Origin of the sequence: Microcoleus asticus IPMA8, from assembly GCF_013179805.1 — a bacterium.
Lineage (GTDB): Bacteria > Cyanobacteriota > Cyanobacteriia > Cyanobacteriales > Microcoleaceae > Microcoleus > Microcoleus asticus.
In genome coordinates, this window is record NZ_SRRZ01000158.1 from 1 (window position 1) to 14855 (window position 14855).

General features: G+C 46.8%; 16 protein-coding genes. 4 read left to right on the forward strand and 12 right to left on the reverse strand.

The features are described from left to right. Nucleotides 1-52: 52 nt before the first annotated feature. The 10 genes from E5S67_RS28185 to ebsA all read right to left on the reverse strand — a co-directional run bounded on the left by E5S67_RS28185 (nucleotide 53) and on the right by ebsA (nucleotide 6357). On the reverse strand, nucleotides 53-256 hold the full coding sequence (locus tag E5S67_RS28185) for a hypothetical protein (protein WP_172192236.1): 204 nt from the start codon (nucleotides 254-256) through the stop codon (nucleotides 53-55). Between the two features lie 11 nt (nucleotides 257-267). Then, on the reverse strand, nucleotides 268-525 hold the full coding sequence (locus E5S67_RS28190) for a hypothetical protein (RefSeq protein WP_172192238.1): 258 nt from the start codon (nucleotides 523-525) through the stop codon (nucleotides 268-270). Nucleotides 526-805: 280 nt separating this feature from the next. After that, complete coding sequence (locus E5S67_RS32800) at nucleotides 806-1123, reverse strand: SGNH/GDSL hydrolase family protein (protein WP_216670769.1); 318 nt, start codon at nucleotides 1121-1123, stop codon at nucleotides 806-808. 6 nt (nucleotides 1124-1129) lie between these two features. Further along, nucleotides 1130-1477, reverse strand: coding sequence for a hypothetical protein (locus tag E5S67_RS32805; protein WP_216670770.1), 348 nt, complete (start codon nucleotides 1475-1477; stop codon nucleotides 1130-1132). 182 nt (nucleotides 1478-1659) lie between these two features. Beyond that, complete coding sequence (locus tag E5S67_RS34210) at nucleotides 1660-1782, reverse strand: hypothetical protein (RefSeq protein WP_281363584.1); 123 nt, start codon at nucleotides 1780-1782, stop codon at nucleotides 1660-1662. Between the two features lie 4 nt (nucleotides 1783-1786). After that, complete coding sequence (locus tag E5S67_RS28200; RefSeq protein ID WP_172192240.1) at nucleotides 1787-2278, reverse strand: YajQ family cyclic di-GMP-binding protein; 492 nt, start codon at nucleotides 2276-2278, stop codon at nucleotides 1787-1789. Nucleotides 2279-2401: 123 nt separating this feature from the next. After that, on the reverse strand, nucleotides 2402-2818 hold the full coding sequence (locus E5S67_RS28205; RefSeq protein ID WP_172192258.1) for an MAPEG family protein: 417 nt from the start codon (nucleotides 2816-2818) through the stop codon (nucleotides 2402-2404). Nucleotides 2819-2833: 15 nt separating this feature from the next. Then, a complete protein-coding gene (locus E5S67_RS28210) occupies nucleotides 2834-3337 on the reverse strand; it encodes a hypothetical protein (protein ID WP_039887610.1) in 504 nt (167 codons plus the stop codon). Between the two features lie 292 nt (nucleotides 3338-3629). Beyond that, nucleotides 3630-4727: a phosphotransacetylase family protein gene (locus tag E5S67_RS28215; protein ID WP_172192242.1), complete on the reverse strand. Its 1098-nt coding sequence runs from the start codon at nucleotides 4725-4727 to the stop codon at nucleotides 3630-3632. 1255 nt (nucleotides 4728-5982) lie between these two features. Beyond that, entirely contained in the window at nucleotides 5983-6357 is a 375-nt protein-coding gene (ebsA, locus tag E5S67_RS28220; protein ID WP_172192244.1) for a type IV pilus biogenesis protein EbsA, read from the reverse strand. Nucleotides 6358-6602: 245 nt separating this feature from the next. On the opposite strand from ebsA, the gene E5S67_RS28225 reads away from it, so the two are divergent. From E5S67_RS28225 to E5S67_RS28235, 3 genes are all read left to right on the forward strand, one after another. After that, a complete protein-coding gene (locus tag E5S67_RS28225) occupies nucleotides 6603-8120 on the forward strand; it encodes a glycosyltransferase family 2 protein (RefSeq protein ID WP_172192246.1) in 1518 nt (505 codons plus the stop codon). A gap of 337 nt (nucleotides 8121-8457) precedes the next feature. Continuing rightward, nucleotides 8458-9687 carry a succinate--CoA ligase subunit beta gene (locus E5S67_RS28230; RefSeq protein ID WP_172192248.1) on the forward strand — a complete coding sequence of 410 codons (1230 nt, stop codon included), beginning with the start codon at nucleotides 8458-8460 and terminating at the stop codon, nucleotides 9685-9687. Nucleotides 9688-9770: 83 nt separating this feature from the next. Further along, a complete protein-coding gene (locus E5S67_RS28235; RefSeq protein ID WP_172192250.1) occupies nucleotides 9771-10667 on the forward strand; it encodes a succinate--CoA ligase subunit alpha in 897 nt (298 codons plus the stop codon). Between the two features lie 130 nt (nucleotides 10668-10797). Here the strand turns inward: E5S67_RS28235 and E5S67_RS28240 are convergent, their stop codons facing one another. Then, nucleotides 10798-11496: an alpha/beta hydrolase gene (locus E5S67_RS28240; protein ID WP_246277017.1), complete on the reverse strand. Its 699-nt coding sequence runs from the start codon at nucleotides 11494-11496 to the stop codon at nucleotides 10798-10800. 267 nt (nucleotides 11497-11763) lie between these two features. Here E5S67_RS28240 and hpsL point away from each other — a divergent pair, with 267 nt between their 5' ends. Continuing rightward, entirely contained in the window at nucleotides 11764-13428 is a 1665-nt protein-coding gene (gene hpsL, locus E5S67_RS28245; protein WP_172192254.1) for a hormogonium polysaccharide biosynthesis protein HpsL, read from the forward strand. A gap of 291 nt (nucleotides 13429-13719) precedes the next feature. Here the strand turns inward: hpsL and E5S67_RS28250 are convergent, their stop codons facing one another. After that, the gene (locus tag E5S67_RS28250) at nucleotides 13720-14631 is read right to left on the reverse strand and encodes a DPP IV N-terminal domain-containing protein (RefSeq protein WP_216670771.1); all 912 of its coding nucleotides are present in this window, start codon (nucleotides 14629-14631) and stop codon (nucleotides 13720-13722) included. Nucleotides 14632-14855 lie beyond the last annotated feature (224 nt).

The window sequence follows — 14855 nt, forward strand, 5'->3', positions numbered from 1 at the left end:
AAAATTATTTTTGATGACTATCTACCCAAATGGAATTATCGTGCAGTTCCGACTATTTAGCAGACGCTAAAGTTATTAAATTTTCATTCCTTACTTTAAATGTTTCTGATGTTGCTTCTGCTTTCGTTAGATTATCACCATTATGGGATTGCATTGCCTCATAAATATATTTTCCCCCTAAATGTTTAGTTAATGTTGCAAAAATTATATGTTCTTTACAACCTGGTGAAAGAGGAATCGCTCTTTCTTCTTCCACAACACTCGCCGTTAAAACAAATTAAAGCTGTAGCATTGGCTTTGGTGATATATTTGACGTATTTTGTGGCTGCGCCGCCATCCATCACAGACATCCTGATGTCCATCCCATCTTTCGGCAGCTAAATAGATCCAGTTAAAACAACGTAAAATATAGTCGTGGATGCAGAAACCCGGTTTTCCATCGGCAGTCAGCGCCACAGGATTTACGCCGGTTAAGTGTGACAAACTTGCAGCAAGTGCCGATAAAATTGAGACTAAAAGAGTCATTCGATTTTAGATTTTAGATTTTGGATTTTGGATTTACCCCACGGACAAATTCGGGGGCTTGAGGATTTTAGATTTTAGATTTTGGATTGATTCCACGGATAAATCCGGGGGCTTGTACCATCAAGAAATTCTTGTCATGAGTTTAGATATTTAATATCAATTTCGATCGGATATTGCTACACAATTAAATTTTCCACCAATTATTGAAATTCGCCGAGCCGGATCGGGAAAGGGCAATACCGTTTCCTTACAGACGATCGCGTAAAATATATGTGTGGCACTACTTTTCAGAGTTGGTATTAGTTAATGAGCAAGCAGCTAATTTTTTCTCAGTACGCAACTGCTGAAATACTAAATCTGCGATTGATTGATAGGCTGGGGCTGTGGGGTGTATGCCATCCCGAAAATAACTTTCTACCGTGGTTTTCGGCAATTTTGACCAGGCTGCGTGAGTGTCTGTGACTGGAATTTTCAAAGCTTTTAGCCGATCGACAAGCTCAGATTTAAACCTTGGCTGATTCGGTATCGGCAGTAAATCGGAGCGATCGCAAGTATACAACACAAACAACGGAATATTTCGATCTCGCACCAAAGCCACTATTTGCTATCGCTGCATATTTTCCCTAAACCGTTGCGCTTCGGCCACCGGCACATCAGCCACAGGGTAATTCGGCACAAAAACACTGGAAAATCGGAGCATAACGTATCTGTCAAACTCTTCTTGCATTGCCAATAACGGTCGGCGATTCGGCATCAGGGGGTTATTTTTAAACCCCGCGCTGCTACTTGGAGGTTGTAGCAAATCGTGAGTACCAATTTGCAATATCACACCATCGCTTTCAAAAGTGCCAAACTTGCAAATATATCCCAATTGATTGCCAATTCCCCAAAAGCCCGCAGAAGCATTCAGCACCTGAACCTGCTTTTTGATGCCCAACAAACGCGGTGCCAACAATTCTGTAATGTTTGTATCCGATCCGTGGTATTATTCCCATTGATCGCCGAATCTCCTGTCATCAAAATTCTCATAGTAGCTTCAGGCTTGGCTGAATCGATTTGTTCAGACCGTTGAGAAAACTGATTGTACAGAAGTCTATTGCCAAAGCGATATACAAGTTGATTCGGTGCAAATATCTAGTCAGCATCAGCATCAGCTTGCAACAAAGCAAAATTTCCGAAGTCCAGCCAGCGCAGCACAATTTCTATCGCACTCAAAGAGGCGATCGCACAACTGGGAATCCCATACTTAGCTTTCAAAAATTTACCTGTAATTTGTAAACTGCAAAGCCACCGGATAATCTTCTTGCTTCAAGCGTTGAATCACCAACTGCAAATCATCTTTATCCTTAGCAGACACCCGTACTGCATCTCCTTGAATCGATCCTTGAATCTTTTTAAACTCATCTCGAATTAATTTAGTGATTTTTTTGGCAATTTCCTGGTCAATCCCTTTTTTGAGTTTGATTTCTTGGCGCACCCGACTGCCGCTAGCAGGTTCAGCTTTGCCGTAATCAAAAATTTTCAAAGATAAATTGCGCTTGGCGGCTTTAGTTTGCAAAACAGTGTGAATCGCATCGAGAGTAAATTCGCTGTCCGTATTGACAGTAATGGATTCTGCGCCCAATTCCACGGTTGTTTTGGTATCTTTCAAGTCGTATCGGCTTTGAATTTCCCGGACTGTTTGGTCAACAGCATTAACTAACTCTTGCCGATCGAAATCGCTGACAATATCAAATGAATAACTAGCAGCCATAAATTAGTAATTGGTAATGGGTAATTGGTAGTTGGTAATGGGTAATTGGTAGTTGGTAATTAGTCATTAATTAAGTGTCTCTTAACTAATGACTAATGACTAATTACCAGTGACTAATAACAATTAGCCATTAACAGCCATTAAACTGAAATAGAATAAAGTAGCTGTGCAAGAAGAACTAATCGCAAACATGAGCGATCGCCCCAGCGGCACATTCAGAATATAGAAAACCGAAAACAACAACCGGGCGATCGTAAAAGCGATCGCAGCCCAGCCCGCCGCTGCCGCATCTACCCCCGTCACAAAAGCCATCAAAGCCGCCGCTGAAAACAGCATAAACGTCTCAAACGAATTTTGGTGAGCCCAAGTTGCCCGCTGAGCGTAAGCAGGCAACTTCTCAAACATAGCGCGAGGGGCTGCTTGGTCGTAGCCTAGCTGCAAGCGGGCGAACGCAACCACCAAAAACGGTGCGTAAACCAGCGCAGCAGCAGCAGCAATACAATCAAGCAGAATAACAGGCACAGGCAATCCCAACAGCATCATCCGCCTCGCAGTTCAATCAAAATAGAACAGAGTAACCACCTTGCGCTGTTCCTCCGCATCCTGGCAAGTTTTCAGCAAAGTGTGGCTTTCGTGAAAAGCAAAACAGATCAGTTGCTGACAGCGAGAAATAATCTCCTGATTGCACATGGCGCTTGCTTCCGGGAGAGACAAACTGTCATTTTTGGGATTTTCTACCAAATGTATCACTTGTTCGAGTTGGTCGCGAGACTCCCGGGGCTGGCGGCTCATGCTTTGCGGCAAAATCACCGTCAGCAGATTAGGATCTGCTCGCATTGCCCCCCGAATTGCGGCTGAATTGGTGCCTGTAGCGCCAGAAGTGATGAGCTGATTGCCTCCCAGAACTATGGCGTAGCTCAGCATCTCAATTAGCTGCTGGTGGGTAATAGGAACGTGGCGAGAACCCAAAAGAGCAATCCGCTTGGAGCTGGTTTGCTGGATCGCCGCAAGTTCTTGTAAAAAATCATCTACTCTGGGTAGCTCAATTGATTGACTCAAAGAATTTATTAAATTAAATAAAACTACGTTGTGGATTTTAGCAGACTCACTAGCCATTGCCGCCAAAAAGAAGTTAAGAATTGCTGATTGACGAGATTTGACGAGAAGATGGGGAGATTTGAGGAAGCCAGAAGGCAGAATGTCTGAAGGCATTCGGCAGCCGGAGCTCAAAGTAGAATTCAAGAAAAATTGAGAATTTAAGAATTTTGGCTTTTTATTTATTTAAACAAAAAATTCTCTCTGCCGAATGCCTACTGCCGAATACCTTCTTACCTGAGATCCGGCAGCCTTATTAATGGACTCGATCGCCCAGGCTCAAAGATGCCATCAGACGCTCCAGGTCAAAATGTTCTGCCATTAGCTGAGTAACGCATTCCACCTTGATCGGTTCGTGCAGCCGCACGCTGCCAAAGGTGCTGTCGATAATTTCTACCGTGGTTAAAGTATCCAAATCAACAGACAAAACTGGAATTTCCATTTCTTCTGCCCTGCCGATCACTAGGGGAGAAGGAGGCAAGTGGCCTGTCAAAATTAAGCACTGAGTCGAGCTTTCCAGAGCCGCTAGCTGAATGTCCGTGCGATCGCCCCCCGTCACCACGGCCATATTTCTCGCTTTGCGGAAATATTTCAGAGCAGAACTCACATTCATCGCGCCAATTGTCAAGGTTTCCACCATCAAGTCCAAACGGTCTCGACGGCAGAGCACGTCAGCTTTCAATTGGTGCACCAGTTCTTTGACACTGACACTTCGCAGCAAAGCGCTTCTCGGCAGCATTCCCAAAACTGGAATGCCCTGTGCCTCCAGAAAAGGCCGCACAGTCGCCGTTACCGCTTCGAGTTTGTCCGAGGGAACGTCGTTGAGTACCACCCCAGCCAAGCGCGAACCCAAACGCCCCTTAGCCGACAGCAAATCGTCTATATACAGATCCATCGGGCGGGCTACCAAGAGCACAGAGGCATCAACTGCCTCAGCGACTTGAGCTAAAGACAAGTCAAACAGACTGCCTTCCTCCAAATTAGCTGGGCCTTCTAACAGCACCAAGTCTCCGCTGGGATCTTGCAAATATTGCGATAAAGACTGGCGATAATCTGTCTCGTCTTCTCCCCGCAAACGTTTGTGAACCGTCTCTTCGTCCAAATACAGCAGTGTTGACGGCATCTGACTTTCTGAGAGCTTCAGCGTCTCTACCGCGAACCGCACGTCTTCGTCCTCGATCCCAGCTCCCTCGGAGCTGAAACAGGTTCCCAGAGGTTTGCCGTAGGCGACGCCCAGTCCTTTTGCCCGGAGTCCGAGTGCCATCCCCAGGGCGATCGCGGACTTGCCGCTGTAAGCTTTTGTGGAACCGATCAGCAAATATTTAGTCAATTTGGGTACGCCTTCACTCCTCAATTTGCACCTGTCTATTTCAAGAATTTTAGTTTATTCAACAGTATTTCTGCACTGCGACTCAATTTGGCAATGCTATTATACTCGATTTTGTCGCTTTTGCGTAGAATGTTTTTTTGAGTGAAACTTTTATTCACCTGTTGATACCCCTTCTCTTGGGATTTTTTACCTATTTTTTTTGTAAAAATTGCTTTTCTCAGATTGTTTTCGCATTGTTTAAAAACTCTATTAGAGATAATAATCGCCTTGTTAAGTCTTTCTTTTATGACTGTATTTAGCAAATTTGATTGCGTTTTTTAAACATTGAGTACGAGCCGTATTAAATAAAAGCAGCACGGTATAAATGGGATTTTTTATCCCTACAAAAGCCTTGACCGGGGAATTGAGGGCTGTTTTATATCTATAAAATATAAGTATTCGGTAGGGAGAGAGCATGGTCTGTGTCTAGTCAGTTTTGCATACAATTGAAAACGGATATGTATTATTAGTTATTAATTATTAGTGCGATCGCCCTCGTCCAAACTGATATCTTGCCTGCAAGCGGTAAGCTGCTTAGGAGCGGGCTTCTAGCTTCTAAACACATAAATTGTGGGGTGGGGTGGGCTGGCATTTCGGCAGCAGGCCAAAGGCTGATTGCGATGCCAGCCCGATCGCAGTTCAAGGGCTGTAGATTGAGTTTCCTTGGGCGGATATACAGTGCTTTCTTCTCAGCTACCGAGCCGCACAAGTTGAACGAAATCGGATTGCGCGATCGCACTCGCTTGCACAAATAATGTCGGAAATAGGCTTGTGCGCTGGTTCCACAACAAATACAGCAGTTTTCGATGGCATGAAATACAGGTAGGGACTCAGGCTTTGTCTGAATCCCTAGGCGAAATCTGTATCGCGCTCAACGGAAAACTGCTGTAGATTTGCTGCAAGCGGTGGGGATAAGTGCTCGCGCCCAAAGGGATTCTTGAGAATAATGTCAAGAACTCAGTTACTATCCCGCTTCTCAAAAAGGACTGGCGCACCAATCATGTAATGTCGCCGTCCCGGTGGCGTTAGACTATTGGTGCGCCAGTTATGGCGCCCGTCAATCGATTTTAGATTTTAGATTTTAGATTTTAGATTGAAGAAAGCGACCCCACTGATAAATCCAGGGGCTGGCGATCGGGATTCGGATCTTTTTTATCGATACACGAATCAATCCGGGGGCCCCGGATTGAATTGCTTGATTGTCAATTGCGAACTTTCGGCAGGGCGGCTGCGGTGAAAGTTATTCATCCATGCGCATCAGCTTGCGGTAAAACGTTTTAGAAAAATCGACGGTACGAGTCCGCTGAAAAGTCAGGAGTACCTCAATTAAGCAACTGACAAACTCAGAGCTTTGCATAGTCACTTCGTAGCTGAGTTCAGCATTGCCGTCAAACAACACCCGACAGCGGGTTAAGTCGATCGGCAGCGACGAGATATTCCAACTAGCGACAAACGGCACATCGTCGCCGCCGTCAATTTTTCTTGCCCCCTCCAAGCTTTTGAGCTTGTAGAGGCCAATAGCGTGCGGTAAAAACTTGCGCCTGGGCTCTTGACAGAAAGGCGCGTAGACTTTCACTTCTTTGTCGTCGGCTGGCTTGAGTTGAGGAATAGACATATTTCCACCTCAGACAATTATTACTAACAGATAGTTGAGATCCCCAGAAAAAACTAGCAGATATTCCAGGTCGATCGCAAGCAAAAGTCATCCCAAATAATCTATGCAATGCCCGTTTACACGGGAGGACAAGCAGCCAGGCCGCTGCTTGTCCTCCCGTGTGCTTTCGACAAAAGACCAGAAACTGGTACAGTAAATACTTATCTCTAAAATCAAAAACTATTGGTGGTTGAATCAAGTAACCTATGCAGCAGAGTTCTTGGCCAGAAAACGACGCTCGCAGCGAGCTTAACTTGGACATCTCTGATTTAGCTCAAGAAGAGCTCAAGAGTTTGACCTCGAACTCGAAGCTCGGCAAAGTATTTGCGATACCAGACATTGGCGACAGGGTGTTTGACGCGGAAACAAAAGCAAAGCTCCCGGTTGCGGTGTCTGTGCCGGGAACTCCCTCTTTTCCTCAAAATCTGTACCGGGGACGCCGCGGAAAAGCCGCCGCAGTGCTGACTGCGATTTGGGGCGGCACGATCGCCCTGCACTTGATTTCTTGGGGTGCGTGGTTAGTGTGGGGGTTGACCGGACTGCTGTGGATGCACGCATTTCGAGTTTTGTTTGCTTCGCCCAAGCCCGCACTGCCGCCTCTTGCCGATGAAAGTCGAGAGGATTGGCCCTACGTGTCGCTGCTGGTGGCGGCGAAAAATGAGGAAGCGGTGATTGCCAGATTCGTAGAATCAATCTGCAATGTAGACTATCCGATCGACCGCTACGAAGTTTGGGCGATCGACGATCACAGCAGCGACGCCACGCCGCTAGTATTGGAACAGCTCACCAAAAAGTACCCCCAGCTCAAAGTATTTCGCAGAGGAGCAAATGCCAGCGGCGGCAAGTCGGGAGCCCTGAATCAAGTGTTGCCGCTGACTCGCGGGGAATTTGTGGGGATATTTGACGCCGACGCGACAGTAACGCCGGATTTGCTGCGCCGGGTGCTGCCGGTGTTCGATAGAGAACAGGTAGGAGCAGTGCAAGTCAGAAAAGCCATCGCCAATGCTTCGGTAAATTTGTGGACTCGCGGCCAAGAAGCAGAAATGGCTCTCGACAGTTTTTTCCAACAGCAGCGGATTGCGATCGGCGGCATTGGAGAATTGCGCGGTAACGGCCAATTCATGCGTCGCAACGCCTTGGAACGCTGCGGCGGCTGGAACGAGGAAACGATTACCGACGACCTGGATTTGACGGTGAGGCTGCACCTAGACCAATGGGACATTGAATTTCTGGCTTTCCCAGCCGTGTCAGAAGAAGGAGTCACTAACGCTCGCGCTCTGTGGCACCAGCGCAATCGCTGGGCAGAAGGCGGCTATCAGCGTTATCTTGACTACTGGCGGCTAATTGTGCGCAACCGCATGGGAACTCGGAAAACTTGGGATTTATTTGGATTTTGGGTATCTCAATATTTCTTGCCCACAGTAGCGCTACCCGACTTTTTGATGTCAATTGCGCTGCGCCGGATGCCGATCGCCAGTCCCCTAACTGTGATGACCCTTACTTTGTCAGTGGTGGGAATGTTTGTCGGTTTGCGTCGCACTCGCAAAGAGACCAAATTTGAGGTAAGGCGAGTTTTTGTCACCTTGCTGCAAACGCTGCGGGGTACTGTGTATATGTTCCACTGGCTGTTGGTAGGGACTGTGACGGCTCGAATTGCGGTGCGGCCCAAGCGGCTCAAATGGGTTAAAACCGTCCATCAAGGCGCTGCTAGTAGCATCAAGTAAACAATTAGCATAAATATCTCGGCACAGTATTGCCCAAAGTCCGAAGATTTTCGGAGACAAAAAAACACCAAAGCTCGCCAAATATGTCCCCACCAGAGCCTAAAAGTAAAATTTGGCAATTCCGAGAAAAAAACACTTTGAAACAGCTTAGGTAATAGGTAATCGGCGAGGGGTAATAGCGAATAAGTAATGGGCAATACAAAAGTCGAAAATTAAAAGATAAAAGCGAAAATTTTTAACTTTTAACTTGACAAAAAACCAATTACTATCTATTAATTATGAATTGCCAATTAGGACGAATTGCTTGTTGCCAACTACCCGTCACCCGTAATTGATAATGGATTTGTTAGAGTACCAAGCTAAATCTTTATTTCGCCAGATGGCAATTCCGATTTTGCCGTCGCAGCGGATTGACAATCCCGCCGACCTCAAAGGACTAAAAATTCCCTACCCCGTTGTACTCAAATCGCAAGTGCGGGCTGGGGGACGGGGCCGGGCGGGCGGTATCAAGTTTGTGGAAAATACGATCGATGCAGTAGCTGCCGCCCAAACAATTTTTAATTTGCCGATCGAGAATGAATATCCCCAAGTCCTGCTGGCAGAAGCAAAGTACAACGCCGACCAAGAATTGTACTTAGCGGTACTCCTAGACCCCGTAGCGCGACGCCCGGTTCTTCTGGGTTCGAGACAAGGAGGCATGGATGTCGAAGGGTCGATCGAGCAAATGCAGCAAGTTGCCGTAGACCAGGAATTTTCCCCATTCTACGCGAGGCGTCTCACGCTGAAAATGGGATTGCAGGGAGACTTGATTCAATCCGTGAGCACCATTGTCGAGAAAATGTACCGGCTGTTTGTTGAAAAAGATTTAGATTTAGTAGAAATCAATCCTCTCGGCATCAGTCCGACGGGAGAGGTAATGGCTTTAGACGGTAAAGTCACCGCCAACGACGAGGCCTTGGGGCGACATCCAGATTTGGCAGCACTCTCGGAGAATAGGCTCTTGGGCGGGTTGGCACGGGAAAGGAGAAGTCTCCATGTCCCTGGCGATCGCCCCCATTCCCACTCGAAGGTTCAGCAATCGCCGGAGTTTGACCCCAAATCTCAATCCCCAATCTCGAATTCCGAATCCCTGCAATTAATCGAACTAGACGGGAATATCGGGATTTTGTGCAACGGAGTGGGCCTGACAATGGCAACTCTGGATGCTGTAACCCACCAAGGAGGAAAACCGGCTAATTTTGTGAATATGGGTTCCCTAGAGCGCTACGATGCAGCAAATGCCCTGCGCGACCGCGCGGATTTGGGTCTGGAGTTAGCCGCTCAGGATAAAAGCGTTAAGGTGATACTTGTAAATATTTTGGGCAGCGCCTCCAAGACGGAGGAAATAATCGCCGCAGTAGCCGGCTATTTGGAACGGAAAGCTCGCGCTAACCGCCACATCCAAGTTGTGCTGCGCCTGGTAGAGATCGATGCTGATGCTGTTAAAAAGCGTTTGGGACAGTTGCCGGTGCAGCTAGCTAGCACTTTGGATGAAGCGGCAGCCGCTTCTGTATCCTCAGTCAAGTAGCGGCAGTCGATCGGCAAAAAACGAGATTTCTCTACAGATGAAGGCCTTCTGCTTTTTACAGATCGAGTGTCAAGTGGGAAAAAATGAATTTAACTCCTGAAAGCAAAGTCCTAGTACAGGGCATTACAGAATCTCCCGCGTCAACCCGCGCCGCCCTGATGATGAAAGCATACGGCACAAATGTAGTCGCCGGTGTCAGTCCCGGTCGGGGTGGGCTGGAAATGGAGGGAATTCCAATTTTTGATTTGGTAGAACAAGCAGTGGCGGCAGTGGGTCACGTTGACACTGCGGTAATTTTTGTAGACGCTTACTCGGTGCTGGATGCGGCTCTAGAAGCGATCGCGGGAGGAATTCGGCAAATCGCGATCGTCACTGGGGGAGTGCCTCCTCTGGATATGGTGCGTTTAGTCAGAAAAGCAGAGGCTACTGAAACTTTGGTAATCGGGCCTAACGGTCCGGGAATAATTGTGCCCGACAAACTGCTGCTGGGAACTCACCCCAAGGAATTTTACACTCCCGGCCCGGTGGGGGTGATCAGCCGCAGCAGCACTTTGACTTACGAAGTTGCCCTAGAACTGACTGAGGCTGGGTTGGGACAGTCGATGGCGGTTTGTATTGGCTGCGACGCGATTGTCGGTTCTTCTTTTATGCAGTGGCTGCAAATTTTGGACGAAGACGACAGTACAGAAGCGATGGTTTTGGTGGGGGAAGTTGACGGATGGAGCGAACAAGCTGCTGCTTCTTACATCGCCTCGGCGATCGACAAACCCGTGGTTGCTTATCTGGCCGGCCGCTACGCTCCCAAGGGGCCGTCTTTGGGCCACGCCGGCATCCTGATCAGTTCTCGCGCTGCTGCCCAGAAAGCCTTTGGAGTTACGGCCCCAAACAAAATGGCGGCTTTTGAAGAGGCGGGCATACCTGTGGCGGCTCGGCCTTCCGAGGTTCCGAAGTTGCTCAAAAAATTGCTCAAGAAAAATTGATTGCTTCGGGAGTCCTAACCCTCTTGGCGGTTAGGATAGGGGTAGGGCGGGGGCGGGTTTTGTCTCAAAATTGTCTGCAGAATGCCACAACTGCGGGGTAAACCCGCCCCTAAGACACATTTATGATTTTTTACCAAAGCCCTCTGACCGGCGTCACAGGCTGCGGTGCGGGTGCTGGCAAGGGGGCGCGGCGCGGCGCTGGAGGCGGAGTTGTTGGCGGAACGCTGCGCCGAGGTTCGATCGGACTTTCGGTGCGAGTTGTTTCAGTTGTGCGACTTGTCGATCGCATCACATCTTGAAGCAGGCTTTGCATATTTCCGGCTAAACTCTGAACTTTCCCAACAGCGGCGCTAATGCTGGCAACATCTACGTAAACCTCGGTCAGAGGATACTTTTTCAGGATTTCCAGCAGCGAAACCTTACCGTCGTCCCCGGCCGCCAGCATCATCGCCGCCCGCAGAGCTTTGCCGCTTTCTGTGCGGCGCTGAGTCCGAATTGCTTGACCGATTTCGTCAGTAATTTTCTCTCCCGGGGTGCTGTAAACTACCCTGGCCAGATTAGCAGGCTTTAAACCGATTTCTAGACCCATGAACCCCCGCAATACTTGCGCATCCATTTTGGAAAACCGGATAATTTGTTGGAGGGTTGGGGTCGTCGTGCCATCTTTAGCAAATTCTTCTAAGTCAGTGATATTGATGGTTTGTCTGATCGGGCCAAATGTGAGGACAATTTTTTCGGCCGCTAATGCTGTACTGCTGCTAGATAATATGCTCGCGCTTGCTCCTAAAAAAAGGGCAAAGCCGATCGATACAAATTTTGTTAATTTCATATTCATTTTTGCCGCTCGATTAAAATTATTTTTTCGAGATTTGTACATTATAGATCCAGCAGTTATATTCTACAAGGTCGCCTGTCTAATTTTTGCCCGCGTCACACCCACAATCTCGACCGAGACTTTTTCTCGATCTTGACTTTAAGAATAAGTAACCACATCTACCGCAATATTTTTGCTTCTATTCATTCTGCCTTCTACCTTTTACATCTGAGTACCTTCTACATCTGAGTGCCTTCTACATCTGAGTGCCTTCTAGAAGTTATGTTGAAAACCAAGCGCAAATCCAAAAAATCCAAACACAAGCATAGTGAAAAAACAACAGCGCTAAGCAAAAAAGAAGTAGCAGCACAAAAACGCAAAACTTCACAAAAGCGCAATGAATTGGTGCAGGCAATCGCCATAAGCTGCTTAGTCAGCCTTGCTGTCAGCATCCCCCTGTTGTTCGTAGCCCGCCCTAAGATTGCTATTTCAGGAGGCGCAGCCGCAGCCATCTTGCTGCTTTCCTACAAGTACCCCCGTCAAGCTTTGTGGGCTTTTCTAATTTACCTGCCTTTCAGCGGTACAATTACTTACGCAATTGGCGGCGGGAATGCTGCATTTCAAGTGGCCAAAGATGCTTTCTACATACCAGCTCTCATCGCGCTAATTCAAAGCTGCAAAAAGAAACATTTGCGCTTGTTCATTCCCAAACAAATGCTTTCTACCTTCAGCATCCTGTTGATGATGGCAATGCTGACTTTAATTTTTGTCAACGGGGAAATGCAGCTCAACCCTATGAAGGGCGAAAAACCCATTCTCCAAGGAATTCTCGGCTTAAAAGTATTGATAGGTTACATACCGCTGATTGCTTGCACCTATTATCTGCTCCGCACTAAGAAGGATTTGGTATTTTTTAGTCGAATGCACCTAATTTTGGCGATCGTTTGCTGCCTTCTCGGTTTGATTCAGTACCTGTTGCTGCAAAGTGGAAGATGCGCGGGTACCCGAGGAATGACCGGAGAAGAATTATATAAAGCAACACTGCAAGCTAGATGTTTTGTTGGCGGTTCTCTAGTATTCAGTCCAGAAGTTAAGTTTATCCGCTTACCGGGAACTTTTGTCGCACCTTGGCAGTGGGCGTGGTTTTTAATTTCTAATGCTTTTCTAACCTTTGCCTCTGCCTTTTGCGACCCTTCATTCTGGTGGCGAGTTATCGGTTTATTTGGCATGGCATTAGTATTTGCCAATGCAGTTATTTCCGGTCAAAGAGCTGCTTTAGTTATGGTTCCAGTTGCCACGGCAATCTTGCTAGTTCTCACCGGTCAATTAGTTAATTTAAAACGATTTATTCCCATCGGTGCAGGACTGGCGATTCTGCTGTTTGTCGGTGCAGCAATTAACCCGGGAATTATCGAGCAGCGGTGGGAAAGTTTTGTTAGTCGCTGGAATGCTGCACCGCCCCAGCAGTTTCTTTTTAATCAGTTCGAGCAGAGCAACAATTTTATCATTGACAGACCTTTCGGTAGAGGTGTGGGACGAGCGACTAATTCAACGCGGATATTTGGCAACCCGCAACTAATTGAAACTTTCCAACCTAAGTTGATGTACGAACTAGGTTATCCCGGAATGATTGCTTTTCAACTCATGGTTTTACACTTAGCTTTTCTAGCTTTTAGAGCTTACCGTTCTGTGAAAGACAAAAGTTTGCGGAGTTACGGAGCTAGTTTTTGGGTGTTTGTGGGATTTATTACGATCAATCCTCAATACTATCCGCTGGATGTAGATCCAGTGTCCGTGTATTATTGGGTTTTAGCTGGGGCTATTTTAAAGTTGCCCAAAATTGATAAACAGGTGCAGGATGAAAAACACCAGGAACTTGAGTCAAATGATTTGCAAATTCACCATGAATTAAAGGATAAAAAAATTATTGCTTCTACCCCAATTTGACGCTCTCGGAAGCAGAACCTCTATATTGCAGGTTTGCAGTGTGCACCTTACCGCTATAAGTAGCACATTAAACCACTTGTTCCGTAAGTTCTGTATTAATAAACCCATAACTTTATTGCGGTTGCCAAACCGGAGTGCTAGCATTCAGATCTTTGCCCTTTGTCAATTTAGTTAATCCCGAACCATCCCGATTAATTACATACAAGTTGCTTTTGTCACCTGGGATTTTGTTAAGATAAAAGCGATTTGCTGGCTGTCAGTAGACCCAGCTAATTCTGAAATTCCCGACGGCTATAGCCGGGTAGCTAGTTGATTTAGCTGGTTCCCGTCAGCATTGATTGTGTATAGTTTTTGATGGGTGAACTTTCCAGCGACGAAAGCAATAAGTTGGCCATCCGGCGACCACGAAATTTCGTTATATATTGTCGGTTTTTGGGTGAGGTTCTTGGCTTTGTCCGGGTTAATGTCAAGCAGGTAGATATCTTGCTTTTCGCCTACTGAATCGCGCGGTTTATTGTAATAGCAAGCAATGCTGCTGCTGTCGGGGAACCAAAATATTTTGACGTTGTAAACCTCATTTTGCGGGTTGTTAGTCAAATTTTTGAGGTTGGTTCCATCGGCATTAATTGTGTAAATTTGCTGTTTCGGATAAGCGCCGAATAGGAAAGCAATTTTTGTGCGATCGGGCGACCAAACAAGTTGACTGCCTCCAGATATATATTCGCCGGGACTTTTAGTTAGTTTGGTCATTCCCGAACCGTCGGCATTCATTTTGTAGATATTTTTATCCTTGACAAATGCTACCTGCTGACCGTCCGGCGAAAGGTAAAATTCTGATGAAATTTCTGTTTTAGGCGGATATTCTCCTACTTGCAAATTCCGAACTAATTTAGTTCCTTTAATGCCAGAAGCGTCACTTGTATAAACTGATTGGCTGCCGGGAGTATCAGAGGTAAAACTGTCGCAAGAACGGGCAAAAAGAAGTTTCTGGCTGTTGGAGAACCAGGCTATTGCAAAATTAGCTGCTTTGCAAGCATCTCCAGCAAACTGTTTAGTGAGTTGGGAACCGTCAGCATTGACTGTATAGATGTCGGTGTCTCCGCTAACGAAAGCCAGTCGCTGACCGTTGGGGGACCAAACTAGGGTAGGGCTAACATCTATATTAATTAGGTGCAAGTTGGCAGCGGGCCCAAGCGTTAGCATTGACGGCAAATAAATTGTTTCTCACCTCGCTGTCGCGCATCTGGATGGCTGTAAACGCTAGTATCCTTGGTTTTAGGGCTGCGGGTGTTGCGGGGCTGTGAAGGCTCAAAAACAAGCTGATTAAGAGTGTTAGGGAGGGTGCATCTCACTTTTGCGAATGTGTCAAAAAAGAGTTAAAATGAAAAAGCTAGTAAAATCGTCAAATAAAGATGAGGTAAAGAAAA